We start from the raw sequence: 14,409 nt of genomic DNA on the forward strand, positions 1-14,409 counted from the left end.
ACAAAGCAAATTTCCTTTCATTATTACCAACTCCATATTTGATCTAAAGCAAACATGACACAGGCCACGCATTACATATCAACAATACTTATTCTAACATTAAAACATGATCGGATTTCAAAAACAGCGTAAGAAAATAGAATATTCAGAGTAAAAATGTAAATAAAATTAATCCTGAACTTTTACTCTTCCCATCTCAAGATTTCTGAGGAATTTAGCACCTTTTTCATCATACCCATCAATGAAGACATACATATCATATTCTCCTGCAGGAATCACATTACCTCCAGGAACATCACGATCTGGTCTATCTTGTGGACTCCAAAAATACACTTTAGCTTTTGCCCCAACAGGAATAAAGATACTATCTCTATCCTCCATAACTCTCCAAGCAGAGTTACCGCCACCTGTACTACATGGATCAGATTCGGTAGAATTAACTGAGCAGATTACTCCAGCATAAGATATTGCACCGTTTGGATTATAAAATACTGCTCGAGTTCCTTGATACACAAACCAACTACCTTGTGGACCTACATTGTATATTGATACTTCAAGTCTGTTACTTTTATCATATACCCAATAGGATGGAAACGGAGTATCAGGAGGAGGTATTTGTAAAAGACTTGTCAAGGGAGTAATTGTTTCATCATCTATTTTCAGGTTTAGAGGCAATGGAACCCATGTACTAGTTGCAGGAGTAGTACTAACAGTATAATTCAGTCGCTCATTTGGATAAACAACAACACTTCCAAGTGCAGCAGTATAATTTAAAGTCCCATAAGTAGAATCAGTATCAAAACTAGTTCCAACAGGATCATAAAACTGTACTGGAAAATCATTAACTGTAAAAACATTAGATAAATTAGTTCCTGAAGATGCATCTGCTTTATTAACAGAAATATTCACCATATGAGATTGTGGACCATAGTGTGTTCTAGCTAAATCATACACTTCATTTGGAGAGCTGGTTTTAACAGCATAAGAATTCCAATGAACAATATCATCAATCCAACCATTAAACCAATTTCCATTTTCATCAGAATTACTTCCAACATACCACTTACCACTTACATCAACAGAAGATGTACCATAAGAAGGACTTGAAGTTCTTGTTTCAAGAGTAGTACCAGCAAGATTTGTAATAACCAAAGTACAACTATTGTTTCCTGGTCTAATAGCAGCTACATGATACCATTGTCCATCATCATATCTGCTAGTACTTGTACAAGTTGTCACATCGGTTGAACCACTTGTACTATACTTGAAAACTACTTTTCCAGTGTTTGCTTCCAAGTATATTCGAGCATAATCACCAGACACCGCATTATCATCCCAAGAAACAAAATACTGATCAATAGAACCTACTACAGCGTTAGTCTTGAACCATAAAGCAGTAGAATGAGGTGCACTTCCAAGATGATTACCGTTTCCAGAACTTACATCAGTTATGCTTCTAAAACATGCATTTCCTACACCATAATTATATGCACCAGAATTATGAGGGCCACCAATTGAAGAGTATACTGGTGGTCCACCGTTAGCTATGGAATATTCGATTGTTAGTCTAGGAGCCCCAGAACCATTATCCCATGAATCTGCTCTTCTTTTTTCACTTGATGATGCAGAAACTCTTTCAACAAAGATGTTTATGTCATTTCCAGAAATCCATCCAGGTCTATTTACAATTTCTTGTATAACAGGATTAAGAAGATTAGTAGGAGTAGAATAATCATTATTATTATTCCATGATCCTGGCGACCAAGTTGCACTTGCAGTTGTACGAGTTCTAGAACCACTAGGTGGTGGAGATAGATTGTTTGAAGTTGCAGTAAAAGTAGTAGCATCATCTGTTGCTTGAGCGTTAAATCTTAGAGTAATTGCTGACGAATCAGTAAAATCCGCTGTAAATGTAATATATGCTTGTGTTATGATGGCATCTCTTGGAATTGGAATATTGGTAAATCGCATTCCAACATATTGATTTGTAGAACCATCATAAGGCATCTCCAAATCATCATTGTTTATGTTAGTAGTACCAGATGGATTAGTTTGTTCTGCATCATCACTACTTGCTGAAATAGCTATAGGTCCAACTAAGATTGGATTACATCCTTCAAGATCAGCATTTGCTGTACCTTCAGAGTTATCTTGAATTGCAGAGTTTGTGTTAAAATGAAATAGCATATCCTCACCGTCTCCAACCAAACTAGCAGGCACTGCCCCACTTTGCAAACGAAGTGAAGACACCCAATCACCAGCAGGAATAGTTACCGTGTTAGATGTGTTTTGAGCAAAAAATATGGCAGGAGTGGTATCAAGGGTTATTCTTTGACCATTACTACCACCATCAGCACTAGCAGAGAACATTTGATATCTTGCGGAAGGGGTTCGATCTGTTTCCCGATGAAATAAGAGAATACTGCTATCAATACCATTTGATTGTAATCCGAGTGAAGATATTGCAGTACCAGATTCTAGCGCAGATAAAATATCTCTAACTTCAACTACAGCTGTTGAAGTATTTGTAGAGATTCCATTTTGAAGAGATGTAGTAAATGTGATCTGATCAGCATCAACACCGTCAATTGTATAGACCCATGCAAATGTTGCAGTATCCCCAGGAGCAAGACGTGGGTATGATGCAGGGGTAGGACCAGATACATAAGTTGCAACACATCCAGGAGCACAAACAGAATCATCTACAACAGGATATGGGGTGGGAGTTAAATTCAAAATAGGAGCAGTACTTGTAGCATTGTTTGTTACTGTCATCAATATAGTTGCATCAAACGAGTTTGAGATAGTTGGTGGAATAGTTCTAGTATTCATGTATAGACTACTTGTGCCAACAGAATTTACATAAAATGTCTGAGTCGTACCCCTATCTGAAATTATTTTCATTGTATATGCTTTAGTAGAATCAATATCAAAATCAATGCTATTTAGTAAATCCAATTTATTTCCAGGACTAATGATTTCACCAATATCAAATTTTTTAACAGTATCCGGGCTTCCGGCTTCCTCAATCCAAAGTGTTTTTATCTTTACAGGGATTTGACCAGTATTACTAATTACACCATCAAGTTTGTTTGCAGGAGTTATTTCTACTGAAGTGATATCAAATTTCTCACTTTGTTTATCGCTTTGTCTTTTTTCTTCAGTAATTAGAGATTCAGAAAAATCACTTAAAATATTCATGCTATAAGTAACATAAGATAGAGCTCCAATTACAATAGCTACAAGAAAAACCGTTCCAATAATTGCACTAAGGCCTTTATGAGTTTTCACGGTTATTTACACCAACCAAATTTACCATATGCAAAAAGGTCAAGGAATCTAGAAACATGCATTTATCGATCAAATAATTTTGAATAACATTTTCTAGGAATGTTTTGTGCAATACTAGATAATTTCATCATCGTGATATATTATGTAGAGTATGTCAGAATTCATTTACACCTTAGGTAGAATACAATAAAGGCACACAAGAATATAAGGAGGGGGAATCGATGATTTTCATGCCACTTAAACGTGCAAGTCGAGGTCGTACTAAAGGAGGTAAAGGATCCTCTGGAACAGTGCAATGTACAAACTGCGGATGTACGGTTCCAAAAGATAAAGCAAAGAAAGTCACTGGCAGAATCAATCTAGTTGAACATACTTTGGCAAAAGAACTACGAGCTCAGGGGGCATATATCGCATCACCAACAGTTTTGAAATGGTATTGTATCTCTTGTGCAATTCACTTTAAAATTTTAAAAATTAGATCTGAAGACAGTAGAAGACAACGTGGAAAACTGCGTTAGAATTTTTCTTGAACGTAATTGAATTATCAATTTAAAAATTAGACACATGTTAAAATTTTGCCCTTCTCAGATCGTGAAACAGTGAATCATTTTGTACTACAATCAATGCTCTAGTATTCTTCATTGTTGGGCAATATACTAAATTTATTCAATATAAAAAAACGTTAGTGACCAAATAATATTGAAATATCAGAAATTTATTCAGATTTTTCTTTAATATTTTTAGCAGTAGTTATCATTCTTTGAATTAACGTAATTCCTGCAATTACAACAACAATCATCACAGCAGGTTCCATATACCCTATAATTCCAATTATTGCAATTACCAACAAACGTTCTGCTCTCTCACCAATGCCAATTCCTTGTAGATTGATGTTAAGTGCATCAGATTTTGCTCTAGCATAACTTACCAATAACGATAATGTGATTGCAAGCATTACAAGATATGGTTCAGCATACCCGCCAATTAACAATCCAAGAAATATTGCAACTTCGGCAATCTTGTCAAACATTGAATCAAGATAAGATCCTTTCTTTGAAGTTTTTCCAGTAATTCTTGCAACTTGTCCATCTACCATATCAAAAAATCCAGATACTAACAATAAAACACCACCAATAACTAATCCAAATTCAATCCCCATACCATATACTGTGGCAGATGCAAGCGCAAACAATAAACCAATAACTGTCCAAAAGTTTGGTGAAAGTCCAGCAGATGCAAATGTCTTTCCAATCTTTTCAAGTATTGGTTGCAGTGTTTCCCTTAGATTATTTAGCATTGTAAATTTCCCAATTGTATTTTCAAGAGGATTTTATTTTTGATGATTTTAAATTTCAAAACTATCACATCAAAAAATAATTTATTTGTAATTTAATCGAGATAGATTCATAGCAATTAAGGTAGACATTATCTTTGCAGCAATAGAGGCAGTAGCACCGTTATCATATTGAGGGTTTAATTCTACGATATCAACACCTGTTATATTCTTGTTTTCAAGTGAGTAAATCAAATCAAATAATTCTCGAGAAGTCATACCTGCAGCTTCGGGGTTTCCTACGCCAGGGGCATATGCAGGATCTAACACATCAAGATCAAAACTAGCATACATAGAATCAAAAGAAGATGTAAAATCTTTTAGCATTTTTGGGCCATTCCCTTCTCTTACTTGTTTGTCAGAAATTGTTTTGATGTTATTTTTTTTTAGAAATTCAAGTTCCTCTTTTACAAAAGCACGAGCACCAACATGCAATATGTTATCTGCACCTCTCTGTTCTACAATTCTTCTAAGATATGCAGCATGACTTAATTTTGTATTTGCAAATTCATCACGTAGATCATAATGAGCATCAAACACGACATAGCCAGTTTCTTTTGGAAAACTCATGTATGTACCAAATGTAAGTGAGTGCTCCCCACCTAAAATGAACAATTGTCTTTTCTTTTCAATTAGTTCTTTTGTGATCTTACCAACCATGTCAATCATCTCACTTGCAACAACAGTATGAGTAGTATTTCCCAGATCTTCAATGTTTACAGATTCTAAATCAATACCAAATTGTGGATGAAATATCTCAATATTGTTAAAAGCATCACGAATCACATCTGGTCCAAATCGGCATCCAGGCTTGTATGAATGAGTTGAATCAAATGGAATTCCAAATACAATAGCCACAGGCTCTGAATCATCAGATGAAGCAGTGATCATCGGATTTCTATTCATGTATAAATCAAGAAAACTCATGTTTACACCATCAGCTGGGGTCTGTGTGAAAGGTATTTTGGAAGGTTTAGTCCGGCAAAGGGTTTACCTTTTGTTTGTTCACTAATTTCATTAATAAAATCATCAAATGTCAATTCTCTAACATTTCCTGTTTGCCTATCCCTAATACTTAGATTTTCCGAATTTGCTTCTTTTTCTCCAATTACCAAAGTATAGCGAATCCAATCTCTTTCAGCATCTCTGATCCTCTTTCCTATAGTTTCGTTTCTATCATCAATGTCTACACGGATATTTTGAGATGATAATCTATCAGCTAAGTTATCACAAATTGTAGCAAATTCTTCTTTAAGTGGAATTACTCTAACTTGTGTTGGTGCAAGCCATAATGGAAACTGGGGTTTTTTTCCTTCTTTAATTTCCTGAGCTGCTTTTTCTAAAATTACATAGATTACTCGCTCAATTGCCCCACTTGGAGAATTATGCAATATGATAGGATTTTTGCGAGTATTATGCTCATCTACAAATTCAATACCATAACGATTCCCATTTTCAACATCAATTTGATCAGTAGAAAGAGCAGATGCTTTTCCCATAGAATCTACAAAGTTAAATTCCCATTTTAAAACAAAATAAAAGAATTTTTCTTTCCACATTTCGACAAGCACTGGTCTACCATGTTTCTTTACTAATTCATTAATTGATGATTTGTTTTCATTATAGAAATCCTCAGTAAATCTAATTGCCATCTCATAATCAGACTCTACAATTCCAAGTTCTTTTAGGACATTGCAAGATAAATCAAATCTAACTTTGATTTCTTCTATTGATTGTGTCATATCTTTGCAAAATGCATGACAATCAGGCATAGTAAATGCTCGTAGTCGTCTTAATCCTACCAACTCTCCGGATTGCTCGCGCCTAAAACTATAACGAGTTAACTCGTATAATCGATAAGGCAGATTCTTGTAGGACATTTGAAATTCATTTGCCATCAAAAATTGCCCAAAACAGGCTGCAAATCTTAAAAATAGTTTTTTTCCTTCAGAGTCAATGTTGTATTGTCTTGCAGGAAATCTATTGAAATAGCTAACCATACTTGGATGATGCGAATCATACATAATTGGAGTCTCAACTTCGTAACCACCGTACTCTTTGACTTTATCGGTAACAAATCTTTCAATGAGGGATTTTATCAAACGACCGTTTGGAAAAAAACGCATGTTTCCAGAATCAGATGCTGGTTCGTAGTCTGCAATTCCCATTTTTTTCATCAATGCAACATGGGGTGGCGGTTCATCTACTGCTCGTTTTTTTGCTGATTCATATTTTGCAAGTACTTCAAGTTTAGGGTATTTTGAGAAATTAAAATCTCCAATATTTTCAAGAGTTCCGTCAGGAGAAAGTATCTTCCAATACGAAGTAATTTTTGATTCTCCTTTTAGCGCTTCAGAAGTCATCTCTTTTTCTTCAGTTGGTGTTTTTTCACCAAGATTTTCTTTTGTTACAACTTTGGAACTTTCAGCTAATGGGTGTCCTTTAACTTGAATGTGATATGATTTTGTCCAACCAAACGGCGAATGAGATACTTCAAGTTCAGTTGCAGAAGACTCCATCTCTTTAAGTAATGATAATGCAGTAGATGGCGCTGCTAAATTTGAGCTAAGATGAGCATATGGATATAATAGTAATTTTTTACATCCAATTTTTGTCATAGAATTTTTTATTTGTGAAATTGCACTTTGAGCAACAGATGAATCGTCGCCATTTTCAATGGCTACAAAAACAACAACAACTTCTTCCAATCTTTTTGTTTCAGGAACAATCTCTTCAGCACTTTTGATCTCCTTTTTTGTTGGAGTGTACTCTATGCTATCACAGTGCAGTTGCAGTATACGCATAATCTCAAACCAAATAATAATTGAATTAAATCTTTGGCTAGTTCAGTCACATATAGAAATGAGAAACGGTTAGATCGTGCCTAAATTTACCTAAAAAGATTCAATTGAAAAACAGGTTTTAGAAGAATACAATATTTACACTAACCCCATTCATATATAGAAAATGAAAATTCTTCTTTTACGTCTTTTTTAATTAGATTTTTTTCTAGGATAACCCTACAAATCAAACTTGGGTCAGTTATGATTTCCAGCCCTTTTAGCGCATCTTTCTTGGTAGACATTTCCTCTCCAAGAATTTTAACAACAACATCAGAAAGACCAGAAAGATCTTTTTTTGAATATTTTGCCGTGTGTAGATAAAATGTAATACTAAGAGACAGGGGTTTTCCTGCACATCTCTTCTTTACATTACTAATGTTTTTGCCCAACTTTGTTAGTATTGCTTCACGAATTAGTAATTTTGTCTCCTTTGCCTTTTTCCCTGTAGATAATGGAACAAGTTCGCTAACTTTGATATTTTGTAATAATACATCGCCTTTCATAACATTATTAAAAACAAGGGGAATTTAATCCGGGATCATAATAAAATATGATTGAAAAGTTTACTTTTTGAATTATTTGACACGGTATTGTTTTACATTAAAAATAAAGTTGGTACAGGCGTGAATTTATGTGGATTTTTTCAAAAACAATTATTTTTGATTTTCAATCTTATCTCTTAAGGTAATTATTGAACGTAAAATCAATCCAGAAATACCCAGATTAGATTTTAGAAACAATGCTGCACGTTTAAGAGAATCATCACCACGAAATCCTTCGTCATAAATCATCTCTACTGAACCCTTATCAGTACCAACAAAAGAAGTAATTAACGAATAAGGTCCTAATTTCTCATCATTTTTTTCAACATAAAGTCGAAGTTCCACTGTGTTTATCAGAAACCCTTGTTCAGCAAAACTACCAGCTGAAATCAATACAACAACTTCATCAGGTTTTCGGTTTATTCTCTGAGGGTCATGTAAATCAATGATATTCATAATATGTTATGAGTATTTTGTTCCCACATAAGAAATATTTGTAAAATAAAGTCGATATGGCCAATTGTTTATCCCACCAATCAAATAATAGGCATCAATATCATGAGAACGCAAAGATATCACCATCTGTTTTGATTGTTCATCATCTTTACTTATCAAAATTATCTTTGAATGTTTTGAAATATCAATTAAACTCCCTTCAGTGTATTTTACTAAACTAGATTTTTTGATATACCCTTTAGCAAACTCTTCTTTTTTTCGCAAGTCATAAATCACAATATTATTATCAGTTTTAATCAAATTTAATAATTCAGAAGAAGTAAACCCAATCTCAGCATTAGAATTTTTCATTTTAATCTCAACTACCAGTTAATTGTTCTAGTTTAAAGATTAGTCTAAAATTCACATGACAGTTAAAGCAGATCAATAGTATAACGTATTTATTTTCTGACTACATGCCACAAACTTAATCAATAGGGATTCTAGGGGAAGCGTGATTGTCTCAAGAGAATAATCAGACAGATTATTTTAATAAAAAAGTATCACAGTATTATAGAACAAATATTCTAATGTTATCAGAACATGTCAGAGTTTCTGAAGCATGTACAATATTAAAAAAAAAAGATCTAGATGAAATTATCGTAGTGGATGAATTGTACAATCCATTAGGAATAGTTACAGACGAAGATATTTTGACAAAATTAAGTGAGTCATTTGTCAACCCAACAAAGACAACACTAGGAGATATCATGATATTTCCATTAATCACAATTAGAGAAAATCAAACTATTTCTGAAGCGCTTGCAATAATGCGTGAGAAAAAAATTCGAAAATTAGCAGTATTATCAAATAGCGAGATGGTAGTAGGAATGCTTTACTTGGATACAATAGCTAATCTTGTCAAAAGATCATTGATCAAGCAACAAAAACAATCCACGTTTTTAGGAATTATTTGGAATCTCGGTGTCATATTACAGTTTACTGGAGTATTGATGTTCATTCCAGGAATTGTTGCAACGATACTAAACGACTCTGTTGTTGCAACGGGAATATATCTAATGTCAATTTTATTAATCATTTCTGGTTTTTTCATGAATTCTTATGGCCAAAAGCATCCTTTGACATTAAGAGGAACTGCAATTCTAGTTTTTGCAAGTTTCATAATTTTAGTATTGTTTGGCATGATACCTCAACTTTTTGTAATTGATTTTGGGTCTAATGATCTTCTAGAATTATTTGCAGATGGATTTTTTGAAAGTTCTGCGGGATTTACAACTGGTGGATTTTCGCTTGTACAAAATCCTGAAGACTTGCCAAGAAGTTTTACATTTTATCGTGGATATGCTCAGTTTGTAGGAGGTTTGAGTTTTATCTATCTGATTGTTACTGTGTTTTATTCAGAAAGACAAATCAAAATGATGCGAGGGTTCATTTCAGGAAATGTCCCACATCTAAAAAATTTACTTGCAACAATTACAATAATTTTTTCAATTTATGCAATATCAATTACTTTACTGTTATTTTATTTAGGTGAAGGTGAAATACTAGATGATTTTGCACTAGCATTTAGTGCATTATCAACAGGTGGTACTAGTCCAGATTCAAAAATATTTGATGATTTTACTACGCCAAAATATACAGTATTGATGGCTGCAATGATACTTGGGTCACTGCCATTTAGTGTGCATTATGCATTTGTTAGAAAAAAATTTCTCACAGTTAAATTAACTAGAGAAGTATTAGTGTATCTAAGTCTACTAGTTATTTTTTGTATTACATTCACATTATCAATGGGGCTAAATTGGCAAGAAGGAATATTTAATATGATTTCAGCAAGTACAACTACGGGATTTCAAACAACAAATCTAGAGAACATAAATCCACTTGCACTTACAATAATCACCACTGCCATGGTAATTGGAGGATGTGGATTTTCTACGGCGGGAGGTATCAAGATTTTCAGATTTATGCATCTAGCAAAAATCAGACATGTCTTTAATAGAAAAAATGCACATATATCTGAATCAGATAAAAAAGACATCATAGTTGGAATTATAATTTTGGCAGTATCTGTTATTGTTCCACTTTTAATTGCCACATACATGTATACAATAGGATATGATTTTCAAAATGCGTTTTTTGACGGAATTTCTGCTATTACAACCACGGGACATGGTGCAGGAACTGTCAGCTCAGAGTTGGATCCTACAATGACGATAATATTTGGATTTTTGATGATCCTTGGAAGAATTGAGATAATTTTACTGGTGTATCTATTCATTCCAAAACTGATGAAGTAAAATCGAAGACATAACATAATGGGTTTGGAAAAAACTATTCAACAAATATTAATTCCAAAAATAATTTCAAAATACTGGGTAAATATGAGCGCAAGTATTATTTACAGTTAAATTTTGCGTATAGAAGTGGACCCACACAAATTTCATGGTAAAGATATTCCTCACATAAAATTAGATCCAAATATGACAATTGAAGATCTTGTGGATGTTTTTGCAAGCTCGGGGTACAATGGCAGACAGTTAGGTGAAGCTGCAAAGCTATTTGCAAAAATGATCAAAGAAGATGCAACCATATGCCTAACGGTATCAGGAGCAATGACACCTGTAGGGTTTGGGGGAATTATCAAAACTTTGATAGAACGAGGATTCATTGACTGGATCATAACAACTGGCGCCAATGTCTATCACGAGGATCATTTTGCTTGGGGCTTACCTGTTAAACAAGGACATTTTGATGTTGACGATATGAAGTTGTATGAAAATGAAATTGTGCGAATTAGAGACGTATACATAAAATTTCATGAGACATTAGAAGCTGAAGATTTAATCATTCAGAAATTATTTGCAAATGATTTTACAGATAAACCATTTACAACTGCAGAATTTTGTAATTTGTTGGGAAAAATGAGTAAAGAAAAAGCAAAACATCCAGAAAAAAGTTTCATCACAACAGCATACGAATATGATGTTCCAGTGTATATCTCCACAATGAAGGATTCATCTATAGCAATGAATTTAGCAGTACATAGATTACATGATAAGGTATACAAATTAGATTTTGTCAAAGAGATAATTGAACAAGCTGCGATTTTATATAATTCAAAAAAATCAGGCATATTGGAGCTTGGAGGGGGAGTTCCAAAGAATACGGCTCAACAAACAGGCCCAATGTTAGACCAAATATTGCAAAGAAACGATGGAGGTCAAGACTATGTGATACAAATCACAGATGCAAGACCAGACACAGGAGGTTTATCAGGTGCAACATTACAAGAAGGAAAAAGTTGGGGTAAGGTACAAGATGCGCATCATGATATGATTACAGTATATGCAGATTCAACAATTGCATTTCCCATTTTAGCATTATATGTTCTTAGTAATCAAAAATCAAGAGAACCAAAAAGATTGTACAAGAAATTAGGAAAATATTATGACAAGCTTCAAGCAGATTATTTGAAAAAACCTACTGAAACCAAAAAACAAAAAACAAGAAGAACAAAGAAAGCCTAAAACTTGTCAAAACGAGCACGTTCTAGATCTCTATCATCTTTAGATTCTTTTTTCCATTCTTTGTAATGTTCTTTACAAAGAACTGTTTTTTTGCCTACAGAAACTACACGTAATCCGGCATTTTCTACTTTGGTTGTATTTAATGAACGGGCTCCTTCTTTGTCACAGCCATCGACATTACACTTTGCACCTTTTGAAACAATACCCATGATTATAGATAAATTCGAGGTTATTTATATTTGAGAAAAATTATGCCAACATAGTTTTTCAATTTATAATTTAAAAAATCAAGATTATACATCGTTTATAAGAGGAATATTTTTTTCTGACGATATGGGTGGAACAAAAAAAGTCAGTCCAGCAAAACAGGACAAGACTCAAAATTCAAAGGATGGAAAGGATCCAAAAGATTCAAAGAAGAGTCGAAAAGATAGAGGCGAGAGCGGTCCACGTAAAGCAGAGATTACAGTAATGGTAAATGAAGCAGAAGCAATCAAAATAATCAAAAATTCCAAAGTCGTAACAGTTCATGATCTTGCAAGACAAACAGGAGTTAAAATTTCAGCAGCAAACGCATTTTTAATAGAATCAACAAAGAAAGGCATTGTAAAGCGTGCCGGTGGATATAGCGGACATTACATCTACCAAGCAGTTTCCTCATAGAGATAAAAAACGTCTCCAGATTTCACATCTTTTAGTGCATCAATGTTTTCTAACATTTTTCCAATAGGAGTCATAATTTTTCCGGGAGAAACATCATCGATAAAAAAGCAGACACTGCCGGTAGAAGACAAAAAAGCAATATCTCCTTTTTTGAATTCTTTTGTGGATCTTTCAATTCCAGAATCAAGTACAGTTTCAAAATAAGCAATATGTTTTCCCAGAAAATGAGCGTGTCCCTCCAATGGCAAAGATCTCATTATTGTCCCAACTGTACGGGGAGACAAATGGCGTTTTAGATCACATCGGATCTTTGTTTTTCCCTTAATTTCCAAAATTATCTGTTTTCGCGAGACTGAAGGCGAGCTCAATTTGTAGTTTAAAATTATTGGATTATATAACGCTTTGAGAGAATTTGGGTACTTGTCGGATTCTAACGAAGCTGAATTAATTGTAGAAGAACCAGAAGAATATGTAGAAGCTCCTGAAGTAGAGGAAGTTTTTGAAGGAGATGTAGAGATTAACACTGGATTAAACAAAGCGTTAGACACTTATCGAAAATTAATTGAAAAAAACGAAGGTCTAGAACCATTAACTGAAAAACAACAAGAGGCACTAGAAAAAAGAATTAAAGAAATTGAATCACGAGAAGTCGTCGAAACAATTTCAGAACACGACCCAGTAGAGATCCCATGTGAAAAGGGTAAGATAACAATTGGACCACCAACACTAACAAGATTTGAAAAGGCAAGAATTATGGGTGCAAGAGCATTACAATTATCATTAGGAGCACCTCCATTCATTCCAATTCCAAAAACTGCTAGAATATCACTAGACATATCCATGGAGGAATTAGAACAAAAAGTGATACCAATCACCATAAGAAGAGTACTCCCTAATGGAGATTATCAAAACATACCAATAGAATACTTTGATTAAGTGAATCAATCGTCGATAAAACTTAATAGAACACAAAATTGCGGATTATTGAATAATGCTCATGGAAGAGATTAAAAAAGAATACGGTCAAGAACAGATCAACAAACCTGAGACGACTATACTTCATATCAGAAATGATCCAGTGATGCAAGTAGCTCTAGATGTATTACCAATTTTAGGAAATAAAAAGAAAGTAATACTTCGAGCAGTTGGAAATTCGATTCCAAATGCAGTTGCAGTTGCAAATATTATTACTGAAAAGATGCTACATGGGAATTCAAAAGTCGAGAAGATAAAACTAGATACTGAAGCAGCCGCGGGGATTGGAAGGATGACTTCAAATATAGAAATTATTTTAATTAAAACCTAGTAAACACTACCAGGACCCTTTAGAAGCATGTTTTCACATTCTTTACAAACTTGTTCATCTATATCAGATTCTAAATTGTGATGAATTTCACAAATCAACAAGCTTGATTTGATATAATTACAAAGACCAATAAATTTTGAAAGACTAGATGGGGTATAAGCCATATCGGATGATAAGTTATCAGTTAACTCATCAATTAGAATAGAGACTTGTTTTTCTGCCAAAAGTTTTGCAATTAAAGATGGATCACCACGAGTTCCACGGATGTAGTTACTAATAGCTGCTTGTGTAACTCCAAGCATTTTTGAAATTTCGTCTTCACGAATATTATGATCTTCAGCTAATTTTTTAGCAAGAATTGCTCGCAATGCAGGAATCAATGTCTTGGATTCAATTTCTGCAGGAAGTAACATTACTCCACAAAGTTTTGATAAAGGATTTAAAG

The 14,409-nt window shown here is 33.8% G+C and carries 16 protein-coding genes; 6 read left to right on the forward strand and 10 right to left on the reverse strand.

The annotated features are described in order from the left end of the window. Window positions 1-168 precede the first annotated feature (168 nt). Complete coding sequence (locus K5782_RS01320) at window positions 169-3,291, reverse strand: LamG-like jellyroll fold domain-containing protein (RefSeq protein WP_297463381.1); 3,123 nt, start codon at window positions 3,289-3,291, stop codon at window positions 169-171. A gap of 230 nt (window positions 3,292-3,521) precedes the next feature. Here K5782_RS01320 and K5782_RS01325 point away from each other — a divergent pair, with 230 nt between their 5' ends. Next, a complete protein-coding gene (locus tag K5782_RS01325; RefSeq protein ID WP_048110421.1) occupies window positions 3,522-3,809 on the forward strand; it encodes a 30S ribosomal protein S26e in 288 nt (95 codons plus the stop codon). Window positions 3,810-4,006: 197 nt separating this feature from the next. Here the strand turns inward: K5782_RS01325 and K5782_RS01330 are convergent, their stop codons facing one another. The 6 genes from K5782_RS01330 to K5782_RS01355 form a co-directional block, all read right to left on the reverse strand. After that, window positions 4,007-4,588 carry a CDP-alcohol phosphatidyltransferase family protein gene (locus K5782_RS01330; protein ID WP_297463385.1) on the reverse strand — a complete coding sequence of 194 codons (582 nt, stop codon included), beginning with the start codon at window positions 4,586-4,588 and terminating at the stop codon, window positions 4,007-4,009. 81 nt (window positions 4,589-4,669) lie between these two features. Continuing rightward, the gene (gene speB, locus K5782_RS01335; RefSeq protein WP_297463387.1) at window positions 4,670-5,551 is read right to left on the reverse strand and encodes an agmatinase; all 882 of its coding nucleotides are present in this window, start codon (window positions 5,549-5,551) and stop codon (window positions 4,670-4,672) included. Window positions 5,552-5,553: 2 nt separating this feature from the next. After that, window positions 5,554-7,428 (reverse strand): threonine--tRNA ligase, encoded by a 1,875-nt coding sequence (locus tag K5782_RS01340; RefSeq protein ID WP_297463389.1) that lies wholly within the window; start codon window positions 7,426-7,428, stop codon window positions 5,554-5,556. 140 nt (window positions 7,429-7,568) lie between these two features. After that, complete coding sequence (locus K5782_RS01345; protein ID WP_297463390.1) at window positions 7,569-7,970, reverse strand: hypothetical protein; 402 nt, start codon at window positions 7,968-7,970, stop codon at window positions 7,569-7,571. Window positions 7,971-8,120: 150 nt separating this feature from the next. Then, window positions 8,121-8,465 carry a hypothetical protein gene (locus K5782_RS01350; protein WP_297463392.1) on the reverse strand — a complete coding sequence of 115 codons (345 nt, stop codon included), beginning with the start codon at window positions 8,463-8,465 and terminating at the stop codon, window positions 8,121-8,123. A 6-nt stretch (window positions 8,466-8,471) separates the two neighbouring features. Continuing rightward, entirely contained in the window at window positions 8,472-8,816 is a 345-nt protein-coding gene (locus K5782_RS01355; RefSeq protein ID WP_297463395.1) for a rhodanese-like domain-containing protein, read from the reverse strand. Window positions 8,817-8,962: 146 nt separating this feature from the next. Here K5782_RS01355 and K5782_RS01360 point away from each other — a divergent pair, with 146 nt between their 5' ends. Both K5782_RS01360 and speY read left to right on the forward strand, forming a co-directional pair. Next, window positions 8,963-10,765, forward strand: a complete 1,803-nt coding sequence (locus K5782_RS01360; protein WP_297463397.1) for a potassium transporter TrkG — start codon at window positions 8,963-8,965, stop codon at window positions 10,763-10,765. Window positions 10,766-10,891: 126 nt separating this feature from the next. Beyond that, window positions 10,892-11,995 (forward strand): deoxyhypusine synthase, encoded by a 1,104-nt coding sequence (gene speY, locus K5782_RS01365; RefSeq protein WP_297463399.1) that lies wholly within the window; start codon window positions 10,892-10,894, stop codon window positions 11,993-11,995. Here speY and K5782_RS01370 read toward each other — a convergent pair. Further along, window positions 11,992-12,204 (reverse strand): hypothetical protein, encoded by a 213-nt coding sequence (locus K5782_RS01370; RefSeq protein WP_297463401.1) that lies wholly within the window; start codon window positions 12,202-12,204, stop codon window positions 11,992-11,994. The two genes, speY and K5782_RS01370, sit on opposite strands and share 4 nt — an antisense overlap. 124 nt (window positions 12,205-12,328) lie before the next feature. On the opposite strand from K5782_RS01370, the gene K5782_RS01375 reads away from it, so the two are divergent. After that, window positions 12,329-12,658: a MarR family transcriptional regulator gene (locus tag K5782_RS01375; protein WP_297463403.1), complete on the forward strand. Its 330-nt coding sequence runs from the start codon at window positions 12,329-12,331 to the stop codon at window positions 12,656-12,658. Here the strand turns inward: K5782_RS01375 and K5782_RS01380 are convergent. After that, the gene (locus K5782_RS01380; protein ID WP_297463406.1) at window positions 12,637-13,182 is read right to left on the reverse strand and encodes a cyclophilin-like fold protein; all 546 of its coding nucleotides are present in this window, start codon (window positions 13,180-13,182) and stop codon (window positions 12,637-12,639) included. The two genes, K5782_RS01375 and K5782_RS01380, sit on opposite strands and share 22 nt — an antisense overlap. On the opposite strand from K5782_RS01380, the gene K5782_RS01385 reads away from it, so the two are divergent. Beyond that, window positions 13,079-13,594: a DNA-directed RNA polymerase subunit K gene (locus K5782_RS01385; RefSeq protein ID WP_048109751.1), complete on the forward strand. Its 516-nt coding sequence runs from the start codon at window positions 13,079-13,081 to the stop codon at window positions 13,592-13,594. The two genes, K5782_RS01380 and K5782_RS01385, sit on opposite strands and share 104 nt — an antisense overlap. A 55-nt stretch (window positions 13,595-13,649) precedes the next feature. Further along, window positions 13,650-13,964 (forward strand): ribonuclease P subunit p25 family protein, encoded by a 315-nt coding sequence (locus tag K5782_RS01390; RefSeq protein ID WP_048109753.1) that lies wholly within the window; start codon window positions 13,650-13,652, stop codon window positions 13,962-13,964. Here K5782_RS01390 and K5782_RS01395 read toward each other — a convergent pair. Then, complete coding sequence (locus K5782_RS01395) at window positions 13,961-14,377, reverse strand: helix-turn-helix domain-containing protein (RefSeq protein ID WP_297463410.1); 417 nt, start codon at window positions 14,375-14,377, stop codon at window positions 13,961-13,963. The genes K5782_RS01390 and K5782_RS01395 overlap by 4 nt on opposite strands. Window positions 14,378-14,409: the final 32 nt, after the last annotated feature.

This window comes from Nitrosarchaeum sp. (assembly GCF_025699065.1).
Lineage (GTDB): Archaea > Thermoproteota > Nitrososphaeria > Nitrososphaerales > Nitrosopumilaceae > Nitrosarchaeum.

Bases quoted from the DNA above. Each gene is read 5' to 3' on its own strand.
- speB (WP_297463387.1), bottom strand. From the start codon at position 5,551: ATGAGTTTTCTTGATTTATACATGAATAGAAATCCGATGATCACTGCT.
- K5782_RS01340 (WP_297463389.1), bottom strand. From the start codon at position 7,428: ATGCGTATACTGCAACTGCACTGTGATAGCATAGAGTACACTCCAACA.
- K5782_RS01325 (WP_048110421.1), top strand. From the start codon at position 3,522: ATGCCACTTAAACGTGCAAGTCGAGGTCGTACTAAAGGAGGTAAAGGA.
- K5782_RS01390 (WP_048109753.1), top strand. From the start codon at position 13,650: ATGCTCATGGAAGAGATTAAAAAAGAATACGGTCAAGAACAGATCAAC.
- K5782_RS01375 (WP_297463403.1), top strand. From the start codon at position 12,329: ATGGGTGGAACAAAAAAAGTCAGTCCAGCAAAACAGGACAAGACTCAA.
- K5782_RS01355 (WP_297463395.1), bottom strand. From the start codon at position 8,816: ATGAAAAATTCTAATGCTGAGATTGGGTTTACTTCTTCTGAATTATTA.
- K5782_RS01395 (WP_297463410.1), bottom strand. From the start codon at position 14,377: ATGTTACTTCCTGCAGAAATTGAATCCAAGACATTGATTCCTGCATTG.
- K5782_RS01345 (WP_297463390.1), bottom strand. From the start codon at position 7,970: ATGAAAGGCGATGTATTATTACAAAATATCAAAGTTAGCGAACTTGTT.
- K5782_RS01370 (WP_297463401.1), bottom strand. From the start codon at position 12,204: ATGGGTATTGTTTCAAAAGGTGCAAAGTGTAATGTCGATGGCTGTGAC.
- K5782_RS01350 (WP_297463392.1), bottom strand. From the start codon at position 8,465: ATGAATATCATTGATTTACATGACCCTCAGAGAATAAACCGAAAACCT.
- K5782_RS01330 (WP_297463385.1), bottom strand. From the start codon at position 4,588: ATGCTAAATAATCTAAGGGAAACACTGCAACCAATACTTGAAAAGATT.